This is a genomic window from Micromonospora sp. DT4 (assembly GCF_049841675.1).
Classification (GTDB): Bacteria; Actinomycetota; Actinomycetes; order Mycobacteriales; family Micromonosporaceae; genus Micromonospora.
Window position 1 is genome coordinate 133,999 of record NZ_JBNCKT010000001.1, and the last position, 20,061, is coordinate 154,059.

The 20,061-nt window shown below is 72.0% G+C and carries 21 protein-coding genes and 1 pseudogene; 13 read left to right on the forward strand and 9 right to left on the reverse strand.

Features of this window, described 5'->3' with window-relative positions:
- Nucleotides 1–538 precede the first annotated feature (538 nt).
- A complete protein-coding gene (locus ACLQ24_RS00600) occupies nucleotides 539–916 on the forward strand; it encodes a hypothetical protein (RefSeq protein ID WP_425888422.1) in 378 nt (125 codons plus the stop codon).
- A gap of 384 nt (nucleotides 917–1,300) precedes the next feature.
- Entirely contained in the window at nucleotides 1,301–1,831 is a 531-nt protein-coding gene (locus tag ACLQ24_RS00605) for a very short patch repair endonuclease (protein WP_425888481.1), read from the forward strand.
- 709 nt (nucleotides 1,832–2,540) lie between these two features.
- Here ACLQ24_RS00605 and ACLQ24_RS00610 read toward each other — a convergent pair.
- Together ACLQ24_RS00610 and ACLQ24_RS00615 are read right to left on the reverse strand one after the other, a co-directional pair.
- On the reverse strand, nucleotides 2,541–3,731 hold the full coding sequence (locus tag ACLQ24_RS00610) for a GNAT family N-acetyltransferase (protein ID WP_425888423.1): 1,191 nt from the start codon (nucleotides 3,729–3,731) through the stop codon (nucleotides 2,541–2,543).
- Between the two features lie 53 nt (nucleotides 3,732–3,784).
- Nucleotides 3,785–4,504 (reverse strand): PP2C family protein-serine/threonine phosphatase, encoded by a 720-nt coding sequence (locus ACLQ24_RS00615; protein ID WP_425888424.1) that lies wholly within the window; start codon nucleotides 4,502–4,504, stop codon nucleotides 3,785–3,787.
- Between the two features lie 62 nt (nucleotides 4,505–4,566).
- Here ACLQ24_RS00615 and ACLQ24_RS00620 point away from each other — a divergent pair, with 62 nt between their 5' ends.
- Nucleotides 4,567–5,589 (forward strand): LuxR C-terminal-related transcriptional regulator, encoded by a 1,023-nt coding sequence (locus ACLQ24_RS00620; protein ID WP_425888425.1) that lies wholly within the window; start codon nucleotides 4,567–4,569, stop codon nucleotides 5,587–5,589.
- 293 nt (nucleotides 5,590–5,882) lie between these two features.
- Here the strand turns inward: ACLQ24_RS00620 and ACLQ24_RS00625 are convergent, their stop codons facing one another.
- From ACLQ24_RS00625 to ACLQ24_RS00640, 4 genes are all read right to left on the reverse strand, one after another.
- Complete coding sequence (locus ACLQ24_RS00625; protein ID WP_425888426.1) at nucleotides 5,883–6,251, reverse strand: hypothetical protein; 369 nt, start codon at nucleotides 6,249–6,251, stop codon at nucleotides 5,883–5,885.
- Between the two features lie 56 nt (nucleotides 6,252–6,307).
- Nucleotides 6,308–6,559, reverse strand: a complete 252-nt coding sequence (locus ACLQ24_RS00630) for a hypothetical protein (RefSeq protein WP_425888427.1) — start codon at nucleotides 6,557–6,559, stop codon at nucleotides 6,308–6,310.
- An 81-nt stretch (nucleotides 6,560–6,640) separates the two neighbouring features.
- Nucleotides 6,641–7,102, reverse strand: coding sequence for a large conductance mechanosensitive channel protein MscL (gene mscL, locus ACLQ24_RS00635; protein ID WP_425888428.1), 462 nt, complete (start codon nucleotides 7,100–7,102; stop codon nucleotides 6,641–6,643).
- 39 nt (nucleotides 7,103–7,141) lie between these two features.
- Nucleotides 7,142–7,834: a FadR/GntR family transcriptional regulator gene (locus ACLQ24_RS00640; RefSeq protein ID WP_425888429.1), complete on the reverse strand. Its 693-nt coding sequence runs from the start codon at nucleotides 7,832–7,834 to the stop codon at nucleotides 7,142–7,144.
- A gap of 50 nt (nucleotides 7,835–7,884) precedes the next feature.
- On the opposite strand from ACLQ24_RS00640, the gene ACLQ24_RS00645 reads away from it, so the two are divergent.
- Complete coding sequence (locus ACLQ24_RS00645) at nucleotides 7,885–9,162, forward strand: MFS transporter (protein WP_425888430.1); 1,278 nt, start codon at nucleotides 7,885–7,887, stop codon at nucleotides 9,160–9,162.
- Between the two features lie 13 nt (nucleotides 9,163–9,175).
- On the opposite strand, the gene ACLQ24_RS00650 is transcribed toward ACLQ24_RS00645, so the two are convergent.
- The gene (locus ACLQ24_RS00650) at nucleotides 9,176–9,535 is read right to left on the reverse strand and encodes an STAS domain-containing protein (RefSeq protein WP_425888431.1); all 360 of its coding nucleotides are present in this window, start codon (nucleotides 9,533–9,535) and stop codon (nucleotides 9,176–9,178) included.
- 163 nt (nucleotides 9,536–9,698) lie between these two features.
- On the opposite strand from ACLQ24_RS00650, the gene ACLQ24_RS00655 reads away from it, so the two are divergent.
- The 8 genes and pseudogenes from ACLQ24_RS00655 to ACLQ24_RS00690 all read left to right on the forward strand — a co-directional run bounded on the left by ACLQ24_RS00655 (nucleotide 9,699) and on the right by ACLQ24_RS00690 (nucleotide 16,073).
- Complete coding sequence (locus ACLQ24_RS00655; RefSeq protein WP_425888432.1) at nucleotides 9,699–10,559, forward strand: STAS domain-containing protein; 861 nt, start codon at nucleotides 9,699–9,701, stop codon at nucleotides 10,557–10,559.
- A complete protein-coding gene (locus tag ACLQ24_RS00660; RefSeq protein WP_425888433.1) occupies nucleotides 10,559–10,969 on the forward strand; it encodes an STAS domain-containing protein in 411 nt (136 codons plus the stop codon). Before ACLQ24_RS00655 ends, ACLQ24_RS00660 begins: the two co-directional genes overlap by 1 nt.
- Nucleotides 10,966–11,385 (forward strand): anti-sigma regulatory factor, encoded by a 420-nt coding sequence (locus ACLQ24_RS00665; RefSeq protein ID WP_425888434.1) that lies wholly within the window; start codon nucleotides 10,966–10,968, stop codon nucleotides 11,383–11,385. Before ACLQ24_RS00660 ends, ACLQ24_RS00665 begins: the two co-directional genes overlap by 4 nt.
- On the forward strand, nucleotides 11,382–12,389 hold the full coding sequence (locus ACLQ24_RS00670; RefSeq protein ID WP_425888482.1) for a SpoIIE family protein phosphatase: 1,008 nt from the start codon (nucleotides 11,382–11,384) through the stop codon (nucleotides 12,387–12,389). Before ACLQ24_RS00665 ends, ACLQ24_RS00670 begins: the two co-directional genes overlap by 4 nt.
- Nucleotides 12,386–13,756, forward strand: coding sequence for a sensor histidine kinase (locus ACLQ24_RS00675; protein ID WP_425888435.1), 1,371 nt, complete (start codon nucleotides 12,386–12,388; stop codon nucleotides 13,754–13,756). Before ACLQ24_RS00670 ends, ACLQ24_RS00675 begins: the two co-directional genes overlap by 4 nt.
- 2 nt (nucleotides 13,757–13,758) lie before the next feature.
- Entirely contained in the window at nucleotides 13,759–15,297 is a 1,539-nt protein-coding gene (locus ACLQ24_RS00680) for a SpoIIE family protein phosphatase (RefSeq protein WP_425888436.1), read from the forward strand.
- A 183-nt stretch (nucleotides 15,298–15,480) separates the two neighbouring features.
- Nucleotides 15,481–15,573 (forward strand): annotated as a pseudogene (locus ACLQ24_RS00685) (PadR family transcriptional regulator); the annotation flags it as partial.
- 53 nt (nucleotides 15,574–15,626) lie between these two features.
- Nucleotides 15,627–16,073 (forward strand): polysaccharide deacetylase family protein, encoded by a 447-nt coding sequence (locus ACLQ24_RS00690; protein ID WP_425888437.1) that lies wholly within the window; start codon nucleotides 15,627–15,629, stop codon nucleotides 16,071–16,073.
- A gap of 157 nt (nucleotides 16,074–16,230) precedes the next feature.
- On the opposite strand, the gene ACLQ24_RS00695 is transcribed toward ACLQ24_RS00690, so the two are convergent.
- Nucleotides 16,231–16,392 carry a hypothetical protein gene (locus ACLQ24_RS00695; RefSeq protein ID WP_425888438.1) on the reverse strand — a complete coding sequence of 54 codons (162 nt, stop codon included), beginning with the start codon at nucleotides 16,390–16,392 and terminating at the stop codon, nucleotides 16,231–16,233.
- Nucleotides 16,393–16,494: 102 nt separating this feature from the next.
- Nucleotides 16,495–18,591 (reverse strand): S9 family peptidase, encoded by a 2,097-nt coding sequence (locus ACLQ24_RS00700; RefSeq protein WP_425888439.1) that lies wholly within the window; start codon nucleotides 18,589–18,591, stop codon nucleotides 16,495–16,497.
- A gap of 96 nt (nucleotides 18,592–18,687) precedes the next feature.
- On the opposite strand from ACLQ24_RS00700, the gene ACLQ24_RS00705 reads away from it, so the two are divergent.
- Nucleotides 18,688–20,046, forward strand: coding sequence for an FAD-binding oxidoreductase (locus tag ACLQ24_RS00705; RefSeq protein WP_425888440.1), 1,359 nt, complete (start codon nucleotides 18,688–18,690; stop codon nucleotides 20,044–20,046).
- The last annotated feature ends 15 nt before the right edge of the window (nucleotides 20,047–20,061 follow it).

Here is a 20,061-nt window from a genome sequence, read left to right on the forward strand (position 1 = left end):
GCGCCCTCCTCGTGGCGCGCCTGCCCCCCCGGGCGGCCCGCGCCCCCCCCCCCCCCCCCCCCCCCCCCCGCCGAACCCACCCCCACCCGCCAGCTCGCCGGGCCGGTAACCTTCACCCGCCCTACGGGCGCACCGAGGCGACCGGAAGCGACCTCCGCCTCGATCGGGACTGTCAGAGTCTGTCAGCCACGCTGTGCGACGCCCGCGCCCGCACTCACACTGGCGGCACGCCGCTGTGAGTCGCTGTGAGTGGCGAACGTCCTCACGCGAGCTGCCGCCGACTCCGGCCGGCGGAACCCGGCGGTCAATCTTCAGCGAATTCCTACCACCGCCCGGAGTGGCGGATCAGCCTCGGTGACAACTATCGCTGAAAGGTGACAGTTGTAGCTGACCGTCACAACAACCTTCGCCTAGACAGCCGGAAAGCCGGAAAGGCCAGGCGACTTGATCTTTGGGCAAAGGTGGGCGTCGATCGTGTCCACCGTCCGCCCGGTAGTCCGTGCCGGACGACGTGACCGTCGACGAAAGGGACTTCACCATGCCTCGTGAACGCCTCAGCCTGCTCGCCGTGATCCCCGGCGATGTGACCGACCCACTCCTGTGGCGGCTCGCCCTCGACGTCACCGCCGCCCACCAACCCGACAACCACGGCAACTGCCGCAACCTGCAGTGCACCGGCCAGCGCGGCATATGCGCCGCCGCCCGCACCGGCCGCCGAGCCATGAACCTCGCCCGGCCAGCACGGCCAGCCGCCACCCCACCCACAACCCGGCGACCGCAGCGGCGCGCGACCGTGGCCGCCTCCCGGCCGCTGCCGTTTCGTGGCTGGTTCACCACCTCGCCGGCACAACCAGCGGCGGACAGGCCCCCGCGGCGATCTCCTCGGCCATCCTTGTCGGCGCCGACGGCCGCATAGGACGACACCCGGCCTGACCGGAAAGATCCGCCAGCGATTGCCCGCATCTAGGACCGGGGCCGTGGACCTGGCCCGATCAATCGTCGTCTTCTCAACGTCGGGCCAGAGCCAGACCGCCAGCGCGACGGCGTCGAGAATCACCTGGCCGTCGACCTGCGCCCGCGTCATCGTTGGGATAGGCGGCGAGCCAGGGCTCAGGCAGCGTCGTCTCCCCTGCAGCCGAGGGCCTCGACCGCAGGGGGATCGCCAGGTATGCCCTCGAAGTGAGCTGCATCCGGGCCTTCCGTCGCGGTCGATTGATCCCAACGGGTACTGGTAAACAGGGTGAGAGCTGGCTGGGGAGCCGGGGTGGCGCTCTACCGAGATACCGAGGAGGCGATTGTGATGACGAGTGCCGACGGCGGCGGCTCCCCGCCGTCTCGGGAAGGTTCTCGAGCCTGGGTGGCCACAGCCCAGGGATCTCATTTGCGAGGACGTCGTACACGGGACACCGCACCCGAATTGGCGTTGCGCCGCGCCGTACACGCACTGGGTCTCCGATTTCGCCTGGGGCGAACCCTGTTCAACCGTTGCCGGCCGGACCTCGTGTTCCCCGGTCCGCGCGTTGCGGTGTTTGTAAACGGGTGCTTCTGGCACGGATGTCCGCAGCACGGACCCTCCAGATTCCGTGGTCCCAACGCCGAGAGGTGGAGGACGAAGATCGCCACGAACCAGGCCCGTGATCAGCGGGTCGACAACGAGTTGATCGAGGCCGGTTGGCGAGTGGTCAGGGTGTGGGAGTGCGAGGTTCGTCGAGGGGTTGAAGAGCCGGCGCGTCGGGTTGTTGTCGAGGTGCGTGGCCCGTCGTGCGCGGACACCACCCCCGTGAGTCCGGCCGCCCGGACGGCCGCCGGTCAGAACCTCGCCTCTGGGTGACTGGACTGCGTCCTGCGTTCCGGACGCTGCACACCTGTTCCACCTGCGGGTGGCAAGCCGGATGCGGCCCGGTTCGCTGTTCGTCACATCAACCGCGGTCCGTCCGACTGGTCCCAGCCCGCTGATCAGCGCGATCCCGGTCCACAACAGGAACACGTACCGTCGGGTCCGGCCGGCCTGGCGCATGCCGGCCGCGCTGGACAGCCCCTCCGGGATGTTGCTGAGGAACACGGCCACGACCGTGACCAGGCTGACCGCGCCGCCGGCCAGCAGGCTCGCGCCGATCACGACCGATTCGGGTACGCCGTCCAGCAGCGCCCCCACGGCGATCGCCGACCCGGACCCGGGATGCTCACCCTCGGACGGCTGCCGACCGCCCGAGCGCTTGCGGCTCCGTGCGCCGCGCCGGGCGAGGCCCACGTTGGCGAGGGTGTACGCGCACGCACCGCCGGCCGCGCCGATCACGGTGGGCAGCAGGCCGCCCTGGTCGTGCGCGACCTCGATCAGCTCGTACGAGACGGCGGAGAGCAGCACCCCCGCCCCGAACGCCATGACCGAGGCGATGAGCCGCTGGGGCACCCGCGCGAACCAGCCGACCGCCGCCCCGATCAGCAGCGCTGACCCGGCCAGCAGTCCCCATCCGCCCGCTTGTAACCACTCCGGCATTCCCGGGACCGTACCCGGTGGGGCCGGGGCGGCAAAACCCTGCTCAGAAGTCGGCGAAGAGGTACGGCACCGCGCGCCCGAAGATGCCGCGCAGCTCGGCGGCGGCGTCGGCCGGCACCTCGCCCAGCCCTCGCAACGGCAGCTCCGACACATCGAGCACCCCGTACGCCAGCGCGGAGAGCCCCGCCGCGGTGAGCGTCGCGGTCGGCGTCCGGCCGCTGGCGTCCGCGACCACCTCGAGGGTGCCGCTCGTGCCGTCCAGCAGGTGAGTGCCGGCGAGCCAGCGGTCCCCGGTCAGCTCGACGCGGACCCGTCCCGCCCCGGCAGGCAGCCCGTGCAGCGCGTCCAGCGACAGGAACCGGGCCATCGGCGCCGACGACGCGGGACGGCCCACCCGCGCTTCGACGTGCACGTCCAGGTCGGTGAGCCACAGTTCGGGCAGCTCGTCCGGCGGGACCTGGACGCTGACCCGCTCGACCTGGTCGACGTGCCGGGCGAAGAACTGCAGCAGCAGCATCCGGGCGAGCGGGTCGGTGACGAGCAGCTCGTTGCCGTGCAACGTGCCGCCGTGCTCGTCGATCCGGTAGACGATTGCGCCCGTGACCTCGCCGTCCACCTGGGCGGTGAGCAACCAGTGCTCGTCACGGTCACGCAGCCCGACCGCCCGGTAGTCCGGGAAGACCGAGAAGCCGTGCCGTTGCCGCAGGCATTGCTCGGTGAACGTGCGCCACAGCGGGTAGCCCGCCCCGATCCGCTCCCAGCCCACCTCCCCGGGCAGGTCGGTGCGCAGCAGCGGCGCCAAGTCGGCCGGGGTGAACGTGACCGTGCGTGGCTTGGGCAGTCCCACGTAGCCGAACCGGGCGTAGAAGCTGGACCGGAACGGATAGAGCGCGCTCAGCAGGTGCCCCTCGTCGCGCATCTCGTCGAGGAGCTGGTGCAGCAGCGTCCGTACGTGGCCCTGGCGCCGGGCCAAGGGATGGGTGGCCACACTGGCGACGCCGGCCATCGGCAGCACCACCCCGCGCAGGTTCTGCCGCATCGGAATGGCCGAGGCGGCGGCCAGCGTGACGCCGTCCTCCTCGACGGTGAGCGTCGTGTTGCCCTCGTTGTAGGGCAGGTAGTCACGGAACTGGCCGACCCGGGCGGCACCCAGCGGTGACGACTCGAACGCGTACGCGGCCAGCGGGAAGCTGGTGGTGAGGCGGTCGTCGGCGGTCACCCGGCGGATGGTCATCCGCTCATTTCAACCCGTAGAGATGAGCGGAGCAACCGGATTGGCCGGATCGGTCAGCGGGTGGTGACGTCGGAGACGACGACCGTCACGTTGTCCGGAGCGCCGGCGTGGTGAGCCAGCTTGACCAACTGATCGCCGCACTGCTGGCGATCGGAGTACATGCCCAGCGCCGCCGCGATGGCGTCGTCCTCGACGTAGTCGGAGAGCCCGTCGCTGCACAGCAGCAGCCGGTCACCGGGGACCACGGTGAGCACACCGACCGCGGGCGGGGTGTCCGCGCCCTGCACGGCCCGGGTCACCAGGGAGCGCTGCGGGTGGTGCCGGGCCTGCTCGGGGGAGAGCGTGCCCTGGTCGACGAGCGCCTGCACGAACGTGTCATCCCGGGTGAGCTGGGTCAGCTCCCCGTCGCGCAGCAGGTAGCAGCGGGAGTCACCGACCTGGGCCAGCACCAACGTCTCGCCGGCCAGCAGCGCGGTGGTGAGCGTGGTGCCCATCCCCTCGCGCGCCGGGTCCACGGTGATCGCGGCGTGGATGCGCTGGTTGGCGGTGCTGACCACGGCGCGGAGGGCGTCCGCGGCCGCGTCCGGTTCGGTGGGTGGGGTCAGCTCGTCGAGGATGCGGATCACGATCTCGCTCGCCACCTCACCCGCGGGCAGGCCACCCATGCCGTCGGCGACTGCGATCAGGCGGTCACCGGCGAGGGCCGAGTCCTCGTTGTTGGTGCGGATCAGGCCGATGTCGTTGAGGATGGCCGAGCGGAGGATCAGCGTCATGGTGTCAGCTTGCCAAGAACACCCCGCCTTCGTCTCTACGCACTACTGCGTAGGGTTGAGAAATGATGCCGGTGTCCATGGTCGGACGCGCCAGCGAGCTCGCCGAGCTCGACCGGGCGTGGTCCGCCGTGGTGGCCGCCGAGCGCCGCGCGCCGACCGTCGCGGTGCTCACCGGCGCGGCCGGCGTGGGCAAGAGTCTGCTGGTCGCCGCCGCGGTGGACGCCTTCACGCCGCGTCCGTCCGTGGTGCTCTCGGGTGCCGCCCGCGTGCACGGCCCGGCCCCGTACGACTGGCTGGCGGCGGTGCTCACCGGCCGCGACACCGGCTCGCTGGCCCTGCCGCCCGACGCGCTGGCGTGGCTCGCCCAGCAGCCCACCGCACCCCGCGAGCGGTACGCCCCGGGCACCCTGCTGCGCCTCGCCGTGCGTACCGTCCAGTTGCTGGTCGGCCCCGGCCCGGCGGTACTGGTCGTGGACGACCTGCACGCGCTCGACCCGGCCAGCGTCAACCTGGTCGGTGAGCTGGCCACCGTGGCCGAGCTGCCGGCGCTGCTGGTCGTCGCCAGCCGGCCGGCCGCCGACGCGGTGGCCCCGGACCTCACCAGCCGCGCGTTGGCCCGCCTCTGTGGGGTACGCGGCGTCGTCCGCCAACACCTGGGCCCACTGCGCCCGGTCGAGGTCGCCGAGGTGCTGACCCAGGTGTACGCGGACGGCAGGCCGTCGGACCGGCTGGTCACCTCGGTCTGGCGACACACCGGCGGTAACCCGTACGCGTTGACCGAGCTGCTGGCCGCGTACGCCGGTGACGGGCCGGACGCGTTGCTGCGGCGGCTGCCCGGGCCGCGTACGCCGGTCGGCCCGGTGGAGGCGGTCGACGTCGAGTTGACCGCCCGGGAGGTCGAGGTGCTGGGCTGCCTGGTCAGGGGCATGTCGAACAAGCAGGTCGCGAAGGCGCTCGGCATCTCGGTACGCACGGTCACCGTGCACGTGTCGAATCTGCTGCGCAAGACCGGTTCGGCGTCGCGGACCGAGGTGGCGCTCTGGGCGGTACGTCGGCGGCTGCCGGTGCCCGCCCCGGTGGACTGAGCCGGGTTCAGCGCCGGGGTAGCGCAGCAGCAGGCTCGCGGCGACCTCCTCGTCGCCCACCGCCGCGTAGGTGTGCGGCACGTCGGAGACCCAGCGGAGGTGACCGCCGGCCGGTGCGGTCAGTGGTGCGTCGGCCGGCCCGGCACGCAGCACCCCGGTGAAGACGGTGACGTGTTCGCGTCGCCGCCCCGCCCCGCCGCGCCCGTCTCGCCCGCCCCGGCGAGATCAACACCGGATGGGTGAAGTGATGCCATCCCCGCCGACCGGACACCGCAACATCGCTGACCCGGCGGTCACTCCTCGGGCGGCAGGTCGGCCACGCCGACCGCGAGTCGTACCCGACCCTCCGCTACTGCGGCGATCCGGTCGGCCGGGACGTACACGGCGCCGTCGGCCGACTCGGTGGAGACCTTCAGGTAGCCGGTGTGCAGCAGACGCGCCGCCAGGTCGGCCGGTACGTCCGGCTCCTCGACCGCCGTCGCCTCGATCAGCTCGTCCAGGCTGCTGCCCGGGTCGGCGGTCGGGGTCTGCACGGTCACCGCGTTCGGGTCTCCCCGCTGGACGAGGTCCACGGTCCCGATCTCGGTGCCGGCGACGTCGATCACCGGCATCCCGGTGGTGATCCGCGAGATGGTCGTCTGCTGCTCGTCCTGCTGGTCCATCTCTCAGCGGTTCCCGGGGCGGCGCGCCACTAAACGCCGCCTCCGGAGCCACGCATTCAGCTGTTGGGGAGAGTCCAGCCGCCCGGTGGGCGCGGGGACAACTCGCGCCAGGTGCCCGAGCCGTCGAGCAGCGCCCGGACCGTCTCCTCGGCCTCGTCCGCGCTGCCGTACTCGTAGAACCGGGAAATGCCCTCGGCGCCGCCGGCCCGCTGCTCGACGTGCCACCGATCGGCGTCTACCCGGAGGAAGACGTCCCGTCGGGCCAGCCGCCCCCATTTCCCGTTCCACCAGTGCTTTCGCTGCTCCATGGCGGGACTCTATCGAACACACGTACGAGAAGATGCGGCCCCTGCGGGATTCCCGCAGGGGCCGATGTGCATCCGTTCGGGTCAGCGCGGCGCCGGCGGCTCGGTGCGGCGGCCCAGCACGTCGTCCAGCGCCCCGCGCTGCTGGCCCGGGGTGGTGTGACCGGCGGAAACCAGGGCGTCCCGGATCTCGGTGAGCAGCTTGACCTCCTCGCTCGGCGCTGCCGGCGGCGGCTCCTCGCCCCGCCTGCGCCGCTCGGCCAGCTTGTTCATGGGGTACACCACGAAGAAGTAGAGCACCGCGGCGGTGAGTAGGAACGTGATCACGGCGTTGATGAATGCCGCCCAGTCCACGTAGTTGCCCTCGCTGAGCTTCCACCTCCCGGCCGACAGGGCAGTGCCCCCGCCGATCGCCTTGATCAGCGGTTCGAGGAACGACTTGGTGAGTTGGGTGACCACGCCGGTGAACGCGGCGCCGATCACGATGCCGACCGCCAGGTCGATGACGTTGCCGCGCATGATGAAGTCTTTGAAGCCCTTGAGCATCCGTACTCCCGAGGTGTCCGGTTTTCCGTCCGGCACAACCTATGCCCCGGCGGGAAGCTCCAGAAAAGCGCAGGCCTCGATCGCCGCGATGCCGGGGTCGCCGGCCCGGATCGCCTCGACCAGTCGGGCGTGATCGACGTAGCGCTCGGGGGTGAGCGCATCGCCCATCGCGTGGGCGAGGGTGCTGTGTAGGGCGGTGCCGACCGAGGTGTAGAGCTCGGCGAGCATGGCGTTGTGCGCGGCCGCGACCACCACGGTGTGCAGCGCGGCGTCGGCTTCGATGAACGCGTCGACCCGGCCACCGCGCCAGGCGGCTTCGCGCTCAGCGAGCGCGACGTCGAGCGCTGCCAGGTCGGCCGGTGTACGTCGTAGCGCGGCGAGCCGGGCGGCCTCCACCTCGAAGGCGCGCCGCACCTCGATGGCCTCGACTATCCGGTCGTCGCCGAGTCGGCGGGCCACCACCGGCGCGAGTTCGTCGGTGGACACCACGTACGTGCCGGAGCCCTGCCGACATTCGAGCACTCCGGCGTGCACCAGGGCGCGGACCGCCTCGCGGACCGTGTTGCGCCCCACGCCCAGCGCGGCGACGAGTTGGGGCTCGGTGGGAATGCGGCCGCCGACCGGCCACTCCCCGCCCAGGATTCGGGCCCGGAGCTGCTCGATGGTCTGCCGGACCCGGTGGCCGCGGGGCGGCACCGGCGATGTGGCGAGGGGATCGACCGAGGGTGGCATTGGTTACATCACCGGTCCCAAATTCATCCCATGATTGTAGGTTAACGGTCATGAGCCTGCCACCCGTCGCCGCTCCGGCCCCACCCCCTTCCACCGTCGCCGACACCAGCCCGGGGAACGAGCCCGCGGGCCGGCGGACGCACCCGGCGACCGGTGGCGCGCTCGTGTTGGTCGGGATGCTGCTGGTCGCGCTCAACCTGCGCACTGCGGTCACCAGCCTCGGCGCCCTGCTCGACGAGGTCCGCGACGGGCTCGGGCTCTCCGGAGCCATGGCCGGCCTGGTCACCACCCTGCCGACCATCGCGTTCGCCGGCCTCGGCGCGCTCACCCCGTGGCTGGTCCGGCGGGTGGCGCCCGCCCGGGTGCTGGTGGTCGCCATGATCGTCCTAGCCGTCGGCCAGGTGCTCCGGGCGGCGACCGAATCCGCCTGGATCTTCGTGCTCACCAGCGCGCTGGCACTGGCCGGCATCGCGGTCGCCAACATCCTGATGCCGATGCTGGTCAAGCAGCACTTTCCGCACCGCACCGGCCTGGTCACCGGGGCGTACACGATGGCGTTGACCCTCGGGACGTCGGTCGCCGCGGCAGCCGCAGTGCCGATCGCGCACGCCTTCGGCTCCTGGCGTGCCGGGCTGGGCATCTGGGCCGTGCTGGCCGCGGTGGCCGTACTCCCGTGGGTGCCGCTGGCGCTGCGGACCCGGGCGGACGCGCGGCGTGCGACCCCGACGGGCGCCGCCGCCGCGCCGACCCGGGTGCGGCCGGCACGGACCCGCCTGGGCTGGGCGATGGCCGTGTACTTCGGGGCGCAGTCGCTCAGCGGGTACGCGGTCATGGGCTGGCTGGCCCAGCTGTTCCGGGACGCTGGTTACCAGCCGGAGTCGGCCGGACTGCTGCTCGCCGGGGTGACCGCGCTCGGCGTGCCGATCGCGCTGCTGATGCCCGCCATGGCCGGCCGGCTGACCACCCTGCGCCCACTGGTGATCTGGCTGTCCGTCGCGTCGGCGTTGGCCTACCTGGGGCTGGCGGTCGCCCCGCACGGTGGCGCCCTGCTCTGGGTGATCCTGTTGGCGATCGGCCAGGGCACGTTCCCGATGATCCTGGCCACCCTCGGCCTGCGCGCGCGCACCGCCGAGGGGACCGTCGCGCTCTCCGCGTTCACGCAGAGCACCGGGTACGTGATCGCCGCCCTCGGCCCGCTGACGGTCGGCATCCTCTACGAGATCACTGGCGGCTGGACGGCGCCGATCGGGTTCCTGCTGGGCGCGCTCGTCGTGCAGACGGCGGCGGGCCTGGCGATCGCCCGCCCCCGCTACATCGAGGACGAGTGAGCAACGGCAGTCGTCAGGAGGAGGAGGCCGACGTCGGCTCGCCGGCGACTGCCTCGTCCACCGTCGGGTAGGTGTGCAGCACCTCGACCAGCCCGCTCACCTCGAGGATGCGCAGCACCCCTCGCTGCGGGGCGGCCAGCCGCACCACACCGCCGGCCTCGTCACAGCTGTTCTTGGCGCGAACGAACACCGACAGACCGGTCGAGTCGCAGAACGAGACCTCCGCCAGGTCGAACACCAGCCGGTTGCGGCCCTTGTCGAGCAGGTCGGTGATCTGGTCCTGCAACTGCGGTGCGGTTGCCATGTCCAGCTCGCCCGCGACCGACACGACGACCACGTCGCCGCGTTGTTCCGTGTGCACCGTCAGGGACATTCGCCAGACCTCCTGTTATCGGGGGAACGGTATCCCACGACCGGGGTCCTGCGCCGAACGGGAGCCGGCATCCGGTGGTCATCGTCATTCCATTGCTACGGGGCAAGTAGTTGTGCAGGCCCGGTGATAGAGTCCGGCCGGTCCAGGTCGAGGGGGTTTCACGATGGCGTTGAACGCCGAGGAAAGTGGTCGGCTCGCCGCACTGCTGGGCGGGCACGCCGAGCAGGTCACGCAGCGGTGGACCGACATCGTTGCCGGCTCGCTACGGGGCCGGTTGAGCCACGCCGAGCTGCGCCGGCAGGTCGAGGACCTGCACCGGGCAATCATCGGCGTCGCCGAGCAGGGCAGCTTCGACCTGTCCGCCGAGAGCGGCGCCGAGCTGCGCGCCGCGCTCTCCGACCTGTCCCGGGGCAGGGCCCGGCAGGGCTTCTCCGCCACCGAGACGACGATCAGCGTCTTCGCGCTCAAGGACGTGCTGGCCGAACTGCTCCAGGAGTCCAGCGCCGCCACCGCGCTGCACGACTTCGTCGCCTACTCCAAGCTGATCGACGAGCTGGGCCTGTTCACCTTCGAGAGCTTCGTACGCACCCGCGAGAGCCTGATCGCCGACCAGGCCGAGCAACTCCTCGAACTCTCCACCCCGGTGGTCAAGCTCTGGGAGGGCGTGGTCGCCGTCCCGCTGGTCGGCACCCTGGACTCCGCCCGGGCCCAGGTGGTCATGGAGCGACTCCTGCAGACCCTGGTCGACACCGGCTCCCCGTACGCGATCATCGACATCACCGGCGTCCCCGCCGTGGACACCCAGGTCGCCCAGCACATCCTGAAGACCGTGGTGGCCGCCCGACTGATGGGCGCCGACTGCATCATCTCCGGCATTCGGCCGCAGATCGCCCAGACGATCGTGGCGCTCGGCATCGAATTCGGTGACATCGCCACCAAGGCCAGCCTCGCCGACGCGCTGCGCCACGTGCTGCGGCTCACCGGGGTCGAGACCGCCCGCCGTCAGTCACGCAGGGACGCCTGATGGAGCGCGTACCGATCCTCAAGATCGGTGACATCCTGCTCGTCTCCATCCAGCTCGACATGTCCGACCAGACGGCGGTCCAGCTTCAGGATGATCTCGCCGAGCGGATCGTGGCCACCGGCTGCCACGGCGTCATCATCGACATCACCGCGCTGGACATCGTCGACTCGTTCGTCGGTCGGATGCTCTCCACCATCGCGTCGATCTCCAAGGTCCTCGACGCGGAGACGGTTGTGGTCGGCATGCGGCCCGCCGTCGCCATCACACTTGTCGAACTGGGGCTGTCGCTGAACGGCATCCGTACCGCGCTGAACGTCGAACGCGGCATGGAGCTGATCGCGGCGGCCAACGCCGACCAGTTCGACCACCAGTTCGACGACGATCCGGACGCCGAGACGGCCAGGCCGTGACCACGGGCATCGACCTGGGCCACCCGCAGGCGCAGTCGGTCCGCAGCGACGAGGACGTGGTCCGCGTGCGGCAACTCGTCCGCGCGGTGGCGGTCGCCGTCAAGCTCTCACTGGTCGACCAGACCAAGGTGGTCACCGCGGCGAGCGAGCTGGCCCGCAACACCCTGGTGTACGGGGGCGGCGGCACCGTGGAGGTCACGACCGTCGACAACGGCCGACGCAAGGGCCTGCGGATCGTCTTCGCCGACTCCGGTCCGGGCATCGCGGACCTCGACCTTGCCCTGACTGACGGTTACACCACCGGCGGCGGCCTCGGCCTCGGCCTCAGCGGGTCCCGTCGTCTGGTCGACGAGTTCGAGATCGAGACATCGGCGGAGACCGGTACGCGGATCACGGTCACCAAGTGGTCCCGGTGAACGGGGACGCGGTCACCGACAGTGGCATCTGGTTCCGCGTGGAGGCCAGCAGCGCGGCCAGCGCCGTACGACGCGCGGCCGAACGCCTCGGCGAGCAGTTGGAGATGGGTGCGGCCCGCATCGCGGACCTGGCCATCGTCGCCGCCGAGCTGACCAGCAACCTCGTCAAGCACGCCGACAACGGTGTCCTGCTGCTGCGGCCGGTCCGCCGCGCCGGGCAGGCCGGCGTGGAGCTTATCGCCATCGACTCCGGGCCCGGCATGGCCGACCTCACCGTCTCCTCCCGGGACGGCCACTCCACCACCGGCACGCTCGGCATCGGCCTCGGCGCCATCGTCCGGCAGGCGAGCTGGTTCGACGGGTACTCCCTGCCCGGCAAGGGGACCGTCTTCGCCGTCCAGGTCTGGCCGGCCGAACCGGCGAAACCGTCCTGGGCCGGCGGCCTCACCCGGCCGATCATCGGCGAGACGGTCAGCGGTGACGGGTACGCCGTCCGGGTCGCCGACGGCAGGCACCAGGTGCTCGTCAGCGACGGTCTGGGGCACGGCCCCTTGGCCGCCGCCGCCGCCGAGGCCGCGCTCGCCGCCTTCCGCAACGCGCCGGCCGGCTCACCGGCGGCGGTGGTCAGCCACCTGCACCGGAGCATGTCGCACACCCGTGGCGCGGCGCTCGCGGTCGCCGAGCTGGCGACCGGCGTGCTGCACTACGCCGGCCTCGGCAACATCACCGGTGTGATCGTCGACGGTGACGGCCAGCGCCGCGGGCTGGTGTCGCTGCCCGGCATCGCCGGGCACCAGCGGCCGACGGTGCGAGGCTACGACTACCCGTTCGGGCCGGGCGCCCGGCTCGTCATGCACAGCGACGGCGTCGTCGACCGCTGGCGGATGGCCGACTATCCCGGCATCGCCGAACGGTCCCCGCTGGTGATGGCGGCCACCCTGCTGCGCGACGCCGGGGTGCGGCGCGACGACGCCTGCGTCCTGGTGGCGAGGCCGTGGGCATGAGCCTCGACAGCCTCGACCCGGCTGCGGCGCCACTGCTGCAGATGGCGTTGCGCGTCGAACAGGACATCTTCGTCATCCGTCAGCGTGGCCGCGAGGTGGCCGGCGTGGTCGGCCTCGAACACCAGGACCAGGTGCGGATCGCCACGGCGCTCAGTGAGGTCGCCCGGGACCTGCTGCGGATGACCGGCGGCGCGGATGTCACCTTCCACATCGACGGGCGACCCGACGGCCGCTTCCACCTCCGCGCCGACCTGGCGCCGGTGGGCCCCCTCCCCGACGGCCGGTACGAGCCGCAGTCCGGTGAGGTGTCCCGCCTGGTCGACACCCTGAGCGTCACGACCACCGAGGGGGTTACGGTCGTAAGGATGTCCCGCAGAGTCCCGGCGAACGCCCCGACGCCGACCCCGGAGCGACTGGCCGAGTTCCGTGCCGAACTCGGCCACACCGCCCCGGCCAGCGCGCTGGACGAGTTGACCGTGCAGAACGGGCAGCTCATCGCGGCACTCGACGAGGTGCGCAGCCAGCGCGACGAGCTGGCCGTGCTGAACGAGGAGCTGGCCGAGACCAACCGTGGCGTGCTGGCGCTCTACAACCAGCTCACCGAGGAGCTGGAGGAGACCAACCGGGGGGTGGTCGCCCTCTACGCCGAGCTGGACGAGAAGTCCGCTCAACTGCGGGCCGCGAGCGAGTCGAAGAGCCGGTTCCTGGCCAACGTGAGCCACGAACTGCGCGCCCCGGTGACTGCGATCATCGGGTTGGGACGCCTGCTCGCGGACTCCTCCTCCGACCCCCTCACCACCGAACAGGTCCGCCAGGTCGGCCTCATCCGCTCCTCGGCGGAGGATCTGCTCGGGCTGGTCAACGAACTGCTGGATCTCGCCAAGGCCGAGTCCGGCCGGATCGAGCCGGACTGGGCGGACGTGGACCTGCGCCCGGTCTTCGGTCAACTGCGCGGCACCATGCGGGCGCTGGCCAGGCGGCCCGGGGTGGAGCTGACCGTCGAGGAGCCGACCGTGCCGGCCGTGCTCCGCACGGACGAGGTGCTGCTCGGGCAGGTGCTGCGCAACCTGCTGCACAACGGGTTGAAGTTCACCGAGCGCGGCGAGGTACGGCTGCGCGCCCAACGCCGCGACGACTGGTGGAGCTTCGAGGTCAGCGATACCGGCCCGGGCATCGCGGCCGAGCTGCACGATCGGATCTTCGAGGAGTTCTACCAGGTGCCGGGCGCCACCCGGGTCGGCGGTACCGGCCTCGGCCTCCCGTACGCCCGGCGGCTGGTGACCCTGCTCGGGGGCACGCTGGAGCTGGCCAGCGAGCCCGGCCGGGGCAGCACATTCACCGTCTCCCTGCCGATCGGCGGAGCGTGACGGTGGACGGCGGGCCGGCGACCGTCCTGGTGGTCGATGACAGTCGTACCAAGCGTTACCTGCTGGTCAGTTGGCTCACCCGGGCCGGGTACACCGTCCTCGAGGCGGAGAGCGGCACCGAGGCGCTGGCCCGGGTCGAGACGGACCGGATCGACCTGGTGGTGCTCGACGTCCGGCTGCCCGACCTGAGCGGCTACGAGGTGTGCGAACGGATCAAGGCGGCACACCCGGTGATGCCGGTGATCCACGTCTCCGCGCACGCTGTCGACGTCGCCGACCGCGCCCAGGGGCTGACCCGAGGAGCGGACGCCTACCTGGCCGAGCCGATCGAGCCGGAGGAGCTGATCGCCACCTCCCGGGCGGTCCTGCGCTACTACCAGGCCCGCAAGCGTGCCGAACTGCTCGCCGAGCGGCTGCTGGGCCTCGCTGACACCACCGTCGCGGTGCACGCCGCGTCGACCTTCGCGCGGCTGCTCGAAGTCGCGGCGGAGGGGGCCGCGCAGATCTTCAAGAGCCCCGCTGCCGTGATCGCCGAGACGTTCGACGGCGACTGCATCGCGGGTGTCTGCGCCGGCCCCGGTGCCGAGGCCGCCATCATGCCGTGGATCGTCGACGACACCGGAGTGCCCACCGGCGCCACCGTACGGGTCGAGCCCCCGGCGAACTGGGGGCTGCTCGCCTGGCCCGCGGACGGCTCGGTGACCGTGGCCGCCGCCCGGCTACGGGAGGACCGGGCGCCGCTTTACGTGGTGGTCCCCACCGCCACCCAGACCGCCCGGACGCCGGTGCTCGTGCAGCTCGCCCAGGCCGTGGCGGCGGCGGTCGAGGCCCAGCGCTCCTTCGACGAGGAGCACCGGATCGCCGTCACCCTCCAGCGCAGCCTGCTCCCGCGCAGCCTGCCCACGGTCGCCGGACTGGACCTCGCGGTGCGCTACGAGCCCGCCAGCGCCCAGACCGAGGTGGGCGGCGACTTCTACGAGCTGGTGATGCTGGACGGCCACCTTCTGCTGGCCATCGGCGACGTGGCCGGTCACTCGCTGCACACGGCCACCGTGATGGCCGAGCTGCGGCACGCGGTGCGGGCGTACGCCGTCGAGGGGCACCAACCCGGGGAGATCCTGCACCGGGTCAACGAGCTGATGCGGACCCTGCTGCCGGACGAACTGGCCACGCTCTGCGTCCTGCTGCTGCACCCGCCGAGCGGCCGGGTCCGGCTGGCCAGCGCCGGCCACCTGCCGCCGCTGCTGCACCGCGATGGCTCGACCGAGTTCGTGCAGCACTCGGCACCCCTGCTCGGCGTCCGCGCGCCGCGACCGGCCGACCTGGAGTTCGTCCTGCCGGCCGGTGCCACTCTGGTGTTCTACACCGACGGGCTGATCGAGCGCCGGGACGCCACCATCGACGAGGGGTTGGCCGCGCTGGCTGCGGTGGCCGCCACCGTGGACGAGAACCTGGACGACTTCTGCGCCCGCCTGCTGGTGGAACTGGCCCCCCACAAGATCCAGGACGACGTGGCCGTAGTAGTCCTCCGCCGCCGCTAACGGCCCCCGAGGCCCCCTCCGGGACCTCTTCTGCCCGGTGATCAAGAGGTTTGCGGCAAATTTCGCCCTTCTGGTGACGTGAACCTCTTGATCACCGGGGCGAGGGTGGGCCGGGGGGTGGGGCCGGGGCGGGTGGATGGATGGGTGTTGACGTGGGTATTCGCTGGGTGAATAGTGCGGTGGGTGTCTACGCCGCATGTCCTGCTTGGGCTGCTCGCCGGGGGGAGTCGGCACGGCTATGAGCTCAAGCGTGCCCACGACCAGCGGCTGCCTCGGCCGCCGAGGGCTCCGGCGCGGGCGTACCAGCCCGGGTCAGCGCGGGCGGGCCGGTGCTGCGGCTGGACGGAGACGAGCCGGTCAGCCGGCCCGTACCGGATCGGACCATCGCGCTGACGTTCGACGACGGGCCGGACCCGCGCTGGACCCCACAGGTGCTCGACGTACTGCGCCGTCAGGTCGTGTTGCCGCTGAGCGCGCCGGCGGTCGACGTCTTCGCCGTGCACGGCCTGCTCTTCCTGCCGTGGTCGACCCTGGCCCTGGCCTGGGCCGGCCTGCTCGTGCTACAGGCGGCCACCGCCGGGTACGCGCTGCGGCTGGACGGGGAGCGGTACGGGCCCCTGTGGGCGTTGCCGTTCCAGCAGGTCGTCTACCGGCAGGTGATGTATCTGGTGGTGGTGCAGTCGGTGGTGACCGCGCTGATCGGCAATCGGCTGCGCTGGCAGCGCATGGTTCGTACCGGTGAGGTCGCGGCGCTGGTCGGCGCCGAACGCGGCTGACCGGGGAGCGCGGTCAGGTCGGGGCGTGCGGTCAGGTCGGTTCGGCCGGTCAGGTCGGGGCGTGCGGTCAGGTCGGGTCGGCCCGTCAGGTCGGGTCGTGCGGTCAGGTCGGGTCGTGCGGTCAGGTCGGGTCGGCCCGTCAGGTCTGGGCGGCCCGTCAGGTCTGGGCGTGGAAGAGGCCGGCGGACCAGGAGAGCAGCAGGCCGACGGCGGCCGAGCAGCAGCAGACGAGCAGGGCGGCGGCCACCACCCCCAGGATCATCCACGCGGACATGCGGCGTGCCGTGCTCGGGTTGTCCGCATCGGCCTCGTCGCTCACTCCGGGAAGTCTAGGCCGGCCCGATCGCGCAGTTTCCCGGATGTGGTGGCCTCGACGACCGCACGAGGCCACCACATCCAGGATCAAGCGTGATCAGGCCCGTCAGGCCTGGCCCAGGCGGTCCAGGATCCAGGCGTTGATGAACGCCTCCTCGCGCCAGGCGTCGTAGCGACCGCTCGGGCCACCGTGCCCGGCGCCCATCTCGGTCTTGAGCAGGTAGTCGCCCTGTGGTGCGGTGGCCCGCAGCCGGGCGATCCACTTCGCCGGCTCGGAGTAGCGCACCCGCGTGTCGTTCAGGCTGGTCACCGCGAGGATCGCCGGGTAGTCCACCGCCGCGATGTTCTCGTACGGCGTGTACGACTTCATGTACGCGTACACCTCGGGGTCCTCGAGAGGGTTGCCCCACTCCTCCCACTCGGTGACGGTCAGCGGCAGCGACGGGTCGAGGATCGAGGTGAGCGCGTCCACGAACGGCACCTGCGCGACGATCCCGGTGAACGCGTCCGGGGCGAGGTTGGCGACCGCGCCCATCAGCAGGCCGCCGGCCGACGCGCCCCGGGCGACCAGCCGGTCGCTGGCCGTCCAACCGGCCTTGACCAGGTGCCGGGCGCAGGCGACGAAGTCGGTGAACGTGTTCTTCTTCGCCAGCATCTTGCCCTGGTCGTACCAGCGCCGGCCCATCTCGCCACCACCGCGGGTGTGCGCCACGGCGAAGACCACGCCCCGGTCCAGCAGGGACAGTCGGGCCACCGAGAACCACGGGTCCATGCTGGCCTCGTACGAGCCGTAGCCGTACAGCTCGCAGGGGGCCGAGCCGTCCCGGGGCGTACCGACCCGACAGACCAGGGAGATCGGCACCCGCGTGCCGTCGTCGGCGAGCGCCCAGTCGCGGTGCTGCTCGTACTCGGCCGGGTCGTACGGTCGGCCGTCCGGGCCGGGCAGCACCGGCTTCTGCTTGCGCAGCACCATCTGCCGGGTGACCAGGTCGTAGTCGTACACCGAGTCGGGGGTGACCAGCGAGGAGTAGCGCAGGCGGACCTGCCCGGTGCGGTACTCCGGGTTGGCGTCCAGTCCGACGCTGTAGAGCGGCTCGGGAAAGTCAATGTCGTACGCGTCGTCGCTGCCGACCGGCAGCACCCGCAGGCCGGTGAGCCCGTCGGTGCGCAGCGACACCACGAGGTGGTTCGCGAACGCGTCCACCGCCTCCAGGCGGGTGCCCGGGGTGTGCTCGATCAGCGGCACCCAGTCACCCGGCGCGTCCGCCGAGGTGAACGCCAGCGCGAAGTCCTCCGCGCCGTCGTTGTGCAGGATCAGGAAGCGGTGGCCGTGGTGCTCCACGGCGTACTCGACGCCCTGCCGGCGTGGCGCGATCACGGCCGGCGCGCCGGTGGGGTTGCCGGCCGGGATCACCAGCACCTCGCTGGTGACCTTGCTGTGGATGTCGACGAGGATGAACTTCTCCGATCGGGTCAGCTCGACACCGACCCAGAACCGCTCGTCGTCCTCCTGGTGCACCACCACGTCGTCGGCCGCCGCGGCGCCGATCGTGTGCCGCCAGACCCGGTTCGGCCGCCAGGCGTCGTCGACCGTCACGTAGAACAGCACGGACGCGTCGGCCGACCAGGCGGTGCCGTAGAACGTGTCGGGCACCTCGTCGGGCAGCAGCTCGCCGGTGGTCAGGTCCTTGACGCGCAGCGTGAAGCGCTCGTCGCCGGAGAAGTCCGTCGAGTACGCCAGCCAGCGTCCGTCGGGGCTGATATCGAACGCGCCCAGCGAGAAGAAGTCGTGCCCCTCGGCGAGCAGGTTGCCGTCGAGCAGCACCTCCTCGCCGTCGAGCGGGGCGCCGTCCGCGCTGACCGGCGGGTCGGACTCGCCGTCGCGGACCGCACGTCGGCAGTGCACCCCGTACTGCTGGCCCTCGATCGTCCGGGTGTAGTACCAGTAGCCGCCCTTGCGGGTGGGCACGGACAGGTCCGTCTCGCGGGTGCGCTGGCGGGTCTCCTCGAACAGTTCCGTGCGGAGGGCGGCCAGGTGCGCGGTGCGCTCCTCGGTGTACGCGTTCTCGGCGGTCAGGTAGGCGATCGTCTCCGGGTCGTCCTTGGTGGCGAGCCAGGCGTACTCGTCGACGACGGCGTCGCCGTGGTGGGTGCGCTCGGTGGGCACCCGCTTCGCCGTGGGCGGGGCAGTCTCGGTGGTCACGGCGGCCACGTTACCGGCCGGCTCACCCTGTGTGCCGGACCAGCGGCATCCCGAATCCCGCCACCTCACTATTCGAACGCATGTACGATAGCCGCCATGGCGGCAGCAGCGAGTTCCCTCGGCCGGTCCGGAGCCCTCGAGATCACCCGACGATTGACCGCGATCTGCGGTCCGCCGTTCGCCCGACTCGCCGGTCCGGCCGACGAGGTGGCGGGGCGGCCCGCCCGTTGGGTGGCGGTACCGGGAGGTCCGCATGCCGCAGCCGAGGTGCTGCGACTGGCCGCCGCGCACGATCTGGCGGTGGTGCCTCGCGGCGCCGGTACGAAGATCGACTGGGGGGCGACCCCGACGCAGGTCGACATCATGCTCGACACGGGCCGGCTCGCCGGCATCGGCCAGGAGCCGGTGGGTGCCCCGCTGGCCGAGGTGGGCGCAGGCACTCCGCTGCGGGCCGTACAGGCCACTCTGGAACGCACCGGGCAGCGGCTCGCGATGGATGCCCCCTCGCCGGGCGCGACACTCGGCGGGGTGCTCGCCGCCGGGGAGGCGGGGCCACTGCGACACCGGCACGGCAGCCCGTGCGACCAGCTCGTCGGCGTACGCTATCTGGCCGCCGACGGTGAGCTGGTCAGTGCCGGCGGCGGCGCGCCGGGGCTCGACCTGGCCCGGCTGCTCTGCGGTTCGCAGGGCGCGCTCGGCGTGCTGGTCTCGGCGAGCCTACGGGTGCAGCCGGTGCCGGCCAGCCGGCTCTGGGTGTCCCGACCGGTGTGGACTCCGCTGGAGGTCCACGAACTGATCCGGTCGATCCTCGCGGCCCGCCTGGAACCGGCCGCCATCGAGCTGGACCTGCCCGGTGGCCTGCCCCGGCCACGCACCGTGTACCCGCCGGGCCACCCGGCGGCCACCGCCCGTGAGCGCCACCCGTCGATGTCCGGCCGATCCGGGGCACCGTCCCGGGCGGGCAGCCTCGTGGTGCTGCTCGAAGGCGGCCCGGCCGAGGTCAACGAACGCGCCGAGCGGCTGGTTGGCCTGCTGCACGGCGAGGCGACCGTCGCCCACTCGGCACCGCTGTGGTGGCGTCGTTATCCCTTCGCGCCCGGCGACACGGCGCTGCGCCTGGAGGTGCCGATCAGCGATCTGCACGCCGCCGTGTACGCGTTGCGCGACGCGGCCGGCACCCCGGTGCCGGTGCGGGGGTCGGCCGGTCTGGGCGTGGTGCACGCGGCGCTGCCCGGTGCGGTGCCACCCGATCGGGTGGCGTCAATCCTGGCCGCCGTCCGCGGGGTGCTGCTGGCCCGGCAGGGCCGCTGTGTGGTCGTCTCCGCCCCGGCGGCGGTCCGGCAGGCCGTCGACCTGTGGGGTGAGTTGGCCGGCCTGGACGCGCTCCGTGCCGCCAAGGAACACCTCGACCCGGAGCGTCGCCTCGCTCCCGGCCGCTTCCCCGGCGACCTGTGACGCCGGACGGGTCGA

Bases quoted from the DNA above. Each gene is read 5' to 3' on its own strand.
- ACLQ24_RS00660 (WP_425888433.1), top strand. From the start codon at position 10,559: ATGGAGCGCGTACCGATCCTCAAGATCGGTGACATCCTGCTCGTCTCC.
- ACLQ24_RS00605 (WP_425888481.1), top strand. From the start codon at position 1,301: ATGACGAGTGCCGACGGCGGCGGCTCCCCGCCGTCTCGGGAAGGTTCT.
- ACLQ24_RS00645 (WP_425888430.1), top strand. From the start codon at position 7,885: ATGAGCCTGCCACCCGTCGCCGCTCCGGCCCCACCCCCTTCCACCGTC.
- ACLQ24_RS00630 (WP_425888427.1), bottom strand. From the start codon at position 6,559: ATGGAGCAGCGAAAGCACTGGTGGAACGGGAAATGGGGGCGGCTGGCC.
- mscL (WP_425888428.1), bottom strand. From the start codon at position 7,102: ATGCTCAAGGGCTTCAAAGACTTCATCATGCGCGGCAACGTCATCGAC.
- ACLQ24_RS00705 (WP_425888440.1), top strand. From the start codon at position 18,688: ATGGCGGCAGCAGCGAGTTCCCTCGGCCGGTCCGGAGCCCTCGAGATC.
- ACLQ24_RS00625 (WP_425888426.1), bottom strand. From the start codon at position 6,251: ATGGACCAGCAGGACGAGCAGCAGACGACCATCTCGCGGATCACCACC.
- ACLQ24_RS00615 (WP_425888424.1), bottom strand. From the start codon at position 4,504: ATGACGCTGATCCTCCGCTCGGCCATCCTCAACGACATCGGCCTGATC.
- ACLQ24_RS00655 (WP_425888432.1), top strand. From the start codon at position 9,699: ATGGCGTTGAACGCCGAGGAAAGTGGTCGGCTCGCCGCACTGCTGGGC.
- ACLQ24_RS00640 (WP_425888429.1), bottom strand. From the start codon at position 7,834: ATGCCACCCTCGGTCGATCCCCTCGCCACATCGCCGGTGCCGCCCCGC.
- ACLQ24_RS00675 (WP_425888435.1), top strand. From the start codon at position 12,386: ATGAGCCTCGACAGCCTCGACCCGGCTGCGGCGCCACTGCTGCAGATG.
- ACLQ24_RS00650 (WP_425888431.1), bottom strand. From the start codon at position 9,535: ATGTCCCTGACGGTGCACACGGAACAACGCGGCGACGTGGTCGTCGTG.
- ACLQ24_RS00600 (WP_425888422.1), top strand. From the start codon at position 539: ATGCCTCGTGAACGCCTCAGCCTGCTCGCCGTGATCCCCGGCGATGTG.
- ACLQ24_RS00620 (WP_425888425.1), top strand. From the start codon at position 4,567: ATGATGCCGGTGTCCATGGTCGGACGCGCCAGCGAGCTCGCCGAGCTC.
- ACLQ24_RS00610 (WP_425888423.1), bottom strand. From the start codon at position 3,731: ATGACCATCCGCCGGGTGACCGCCGACGACCGCCTCACCACCAGCTTC.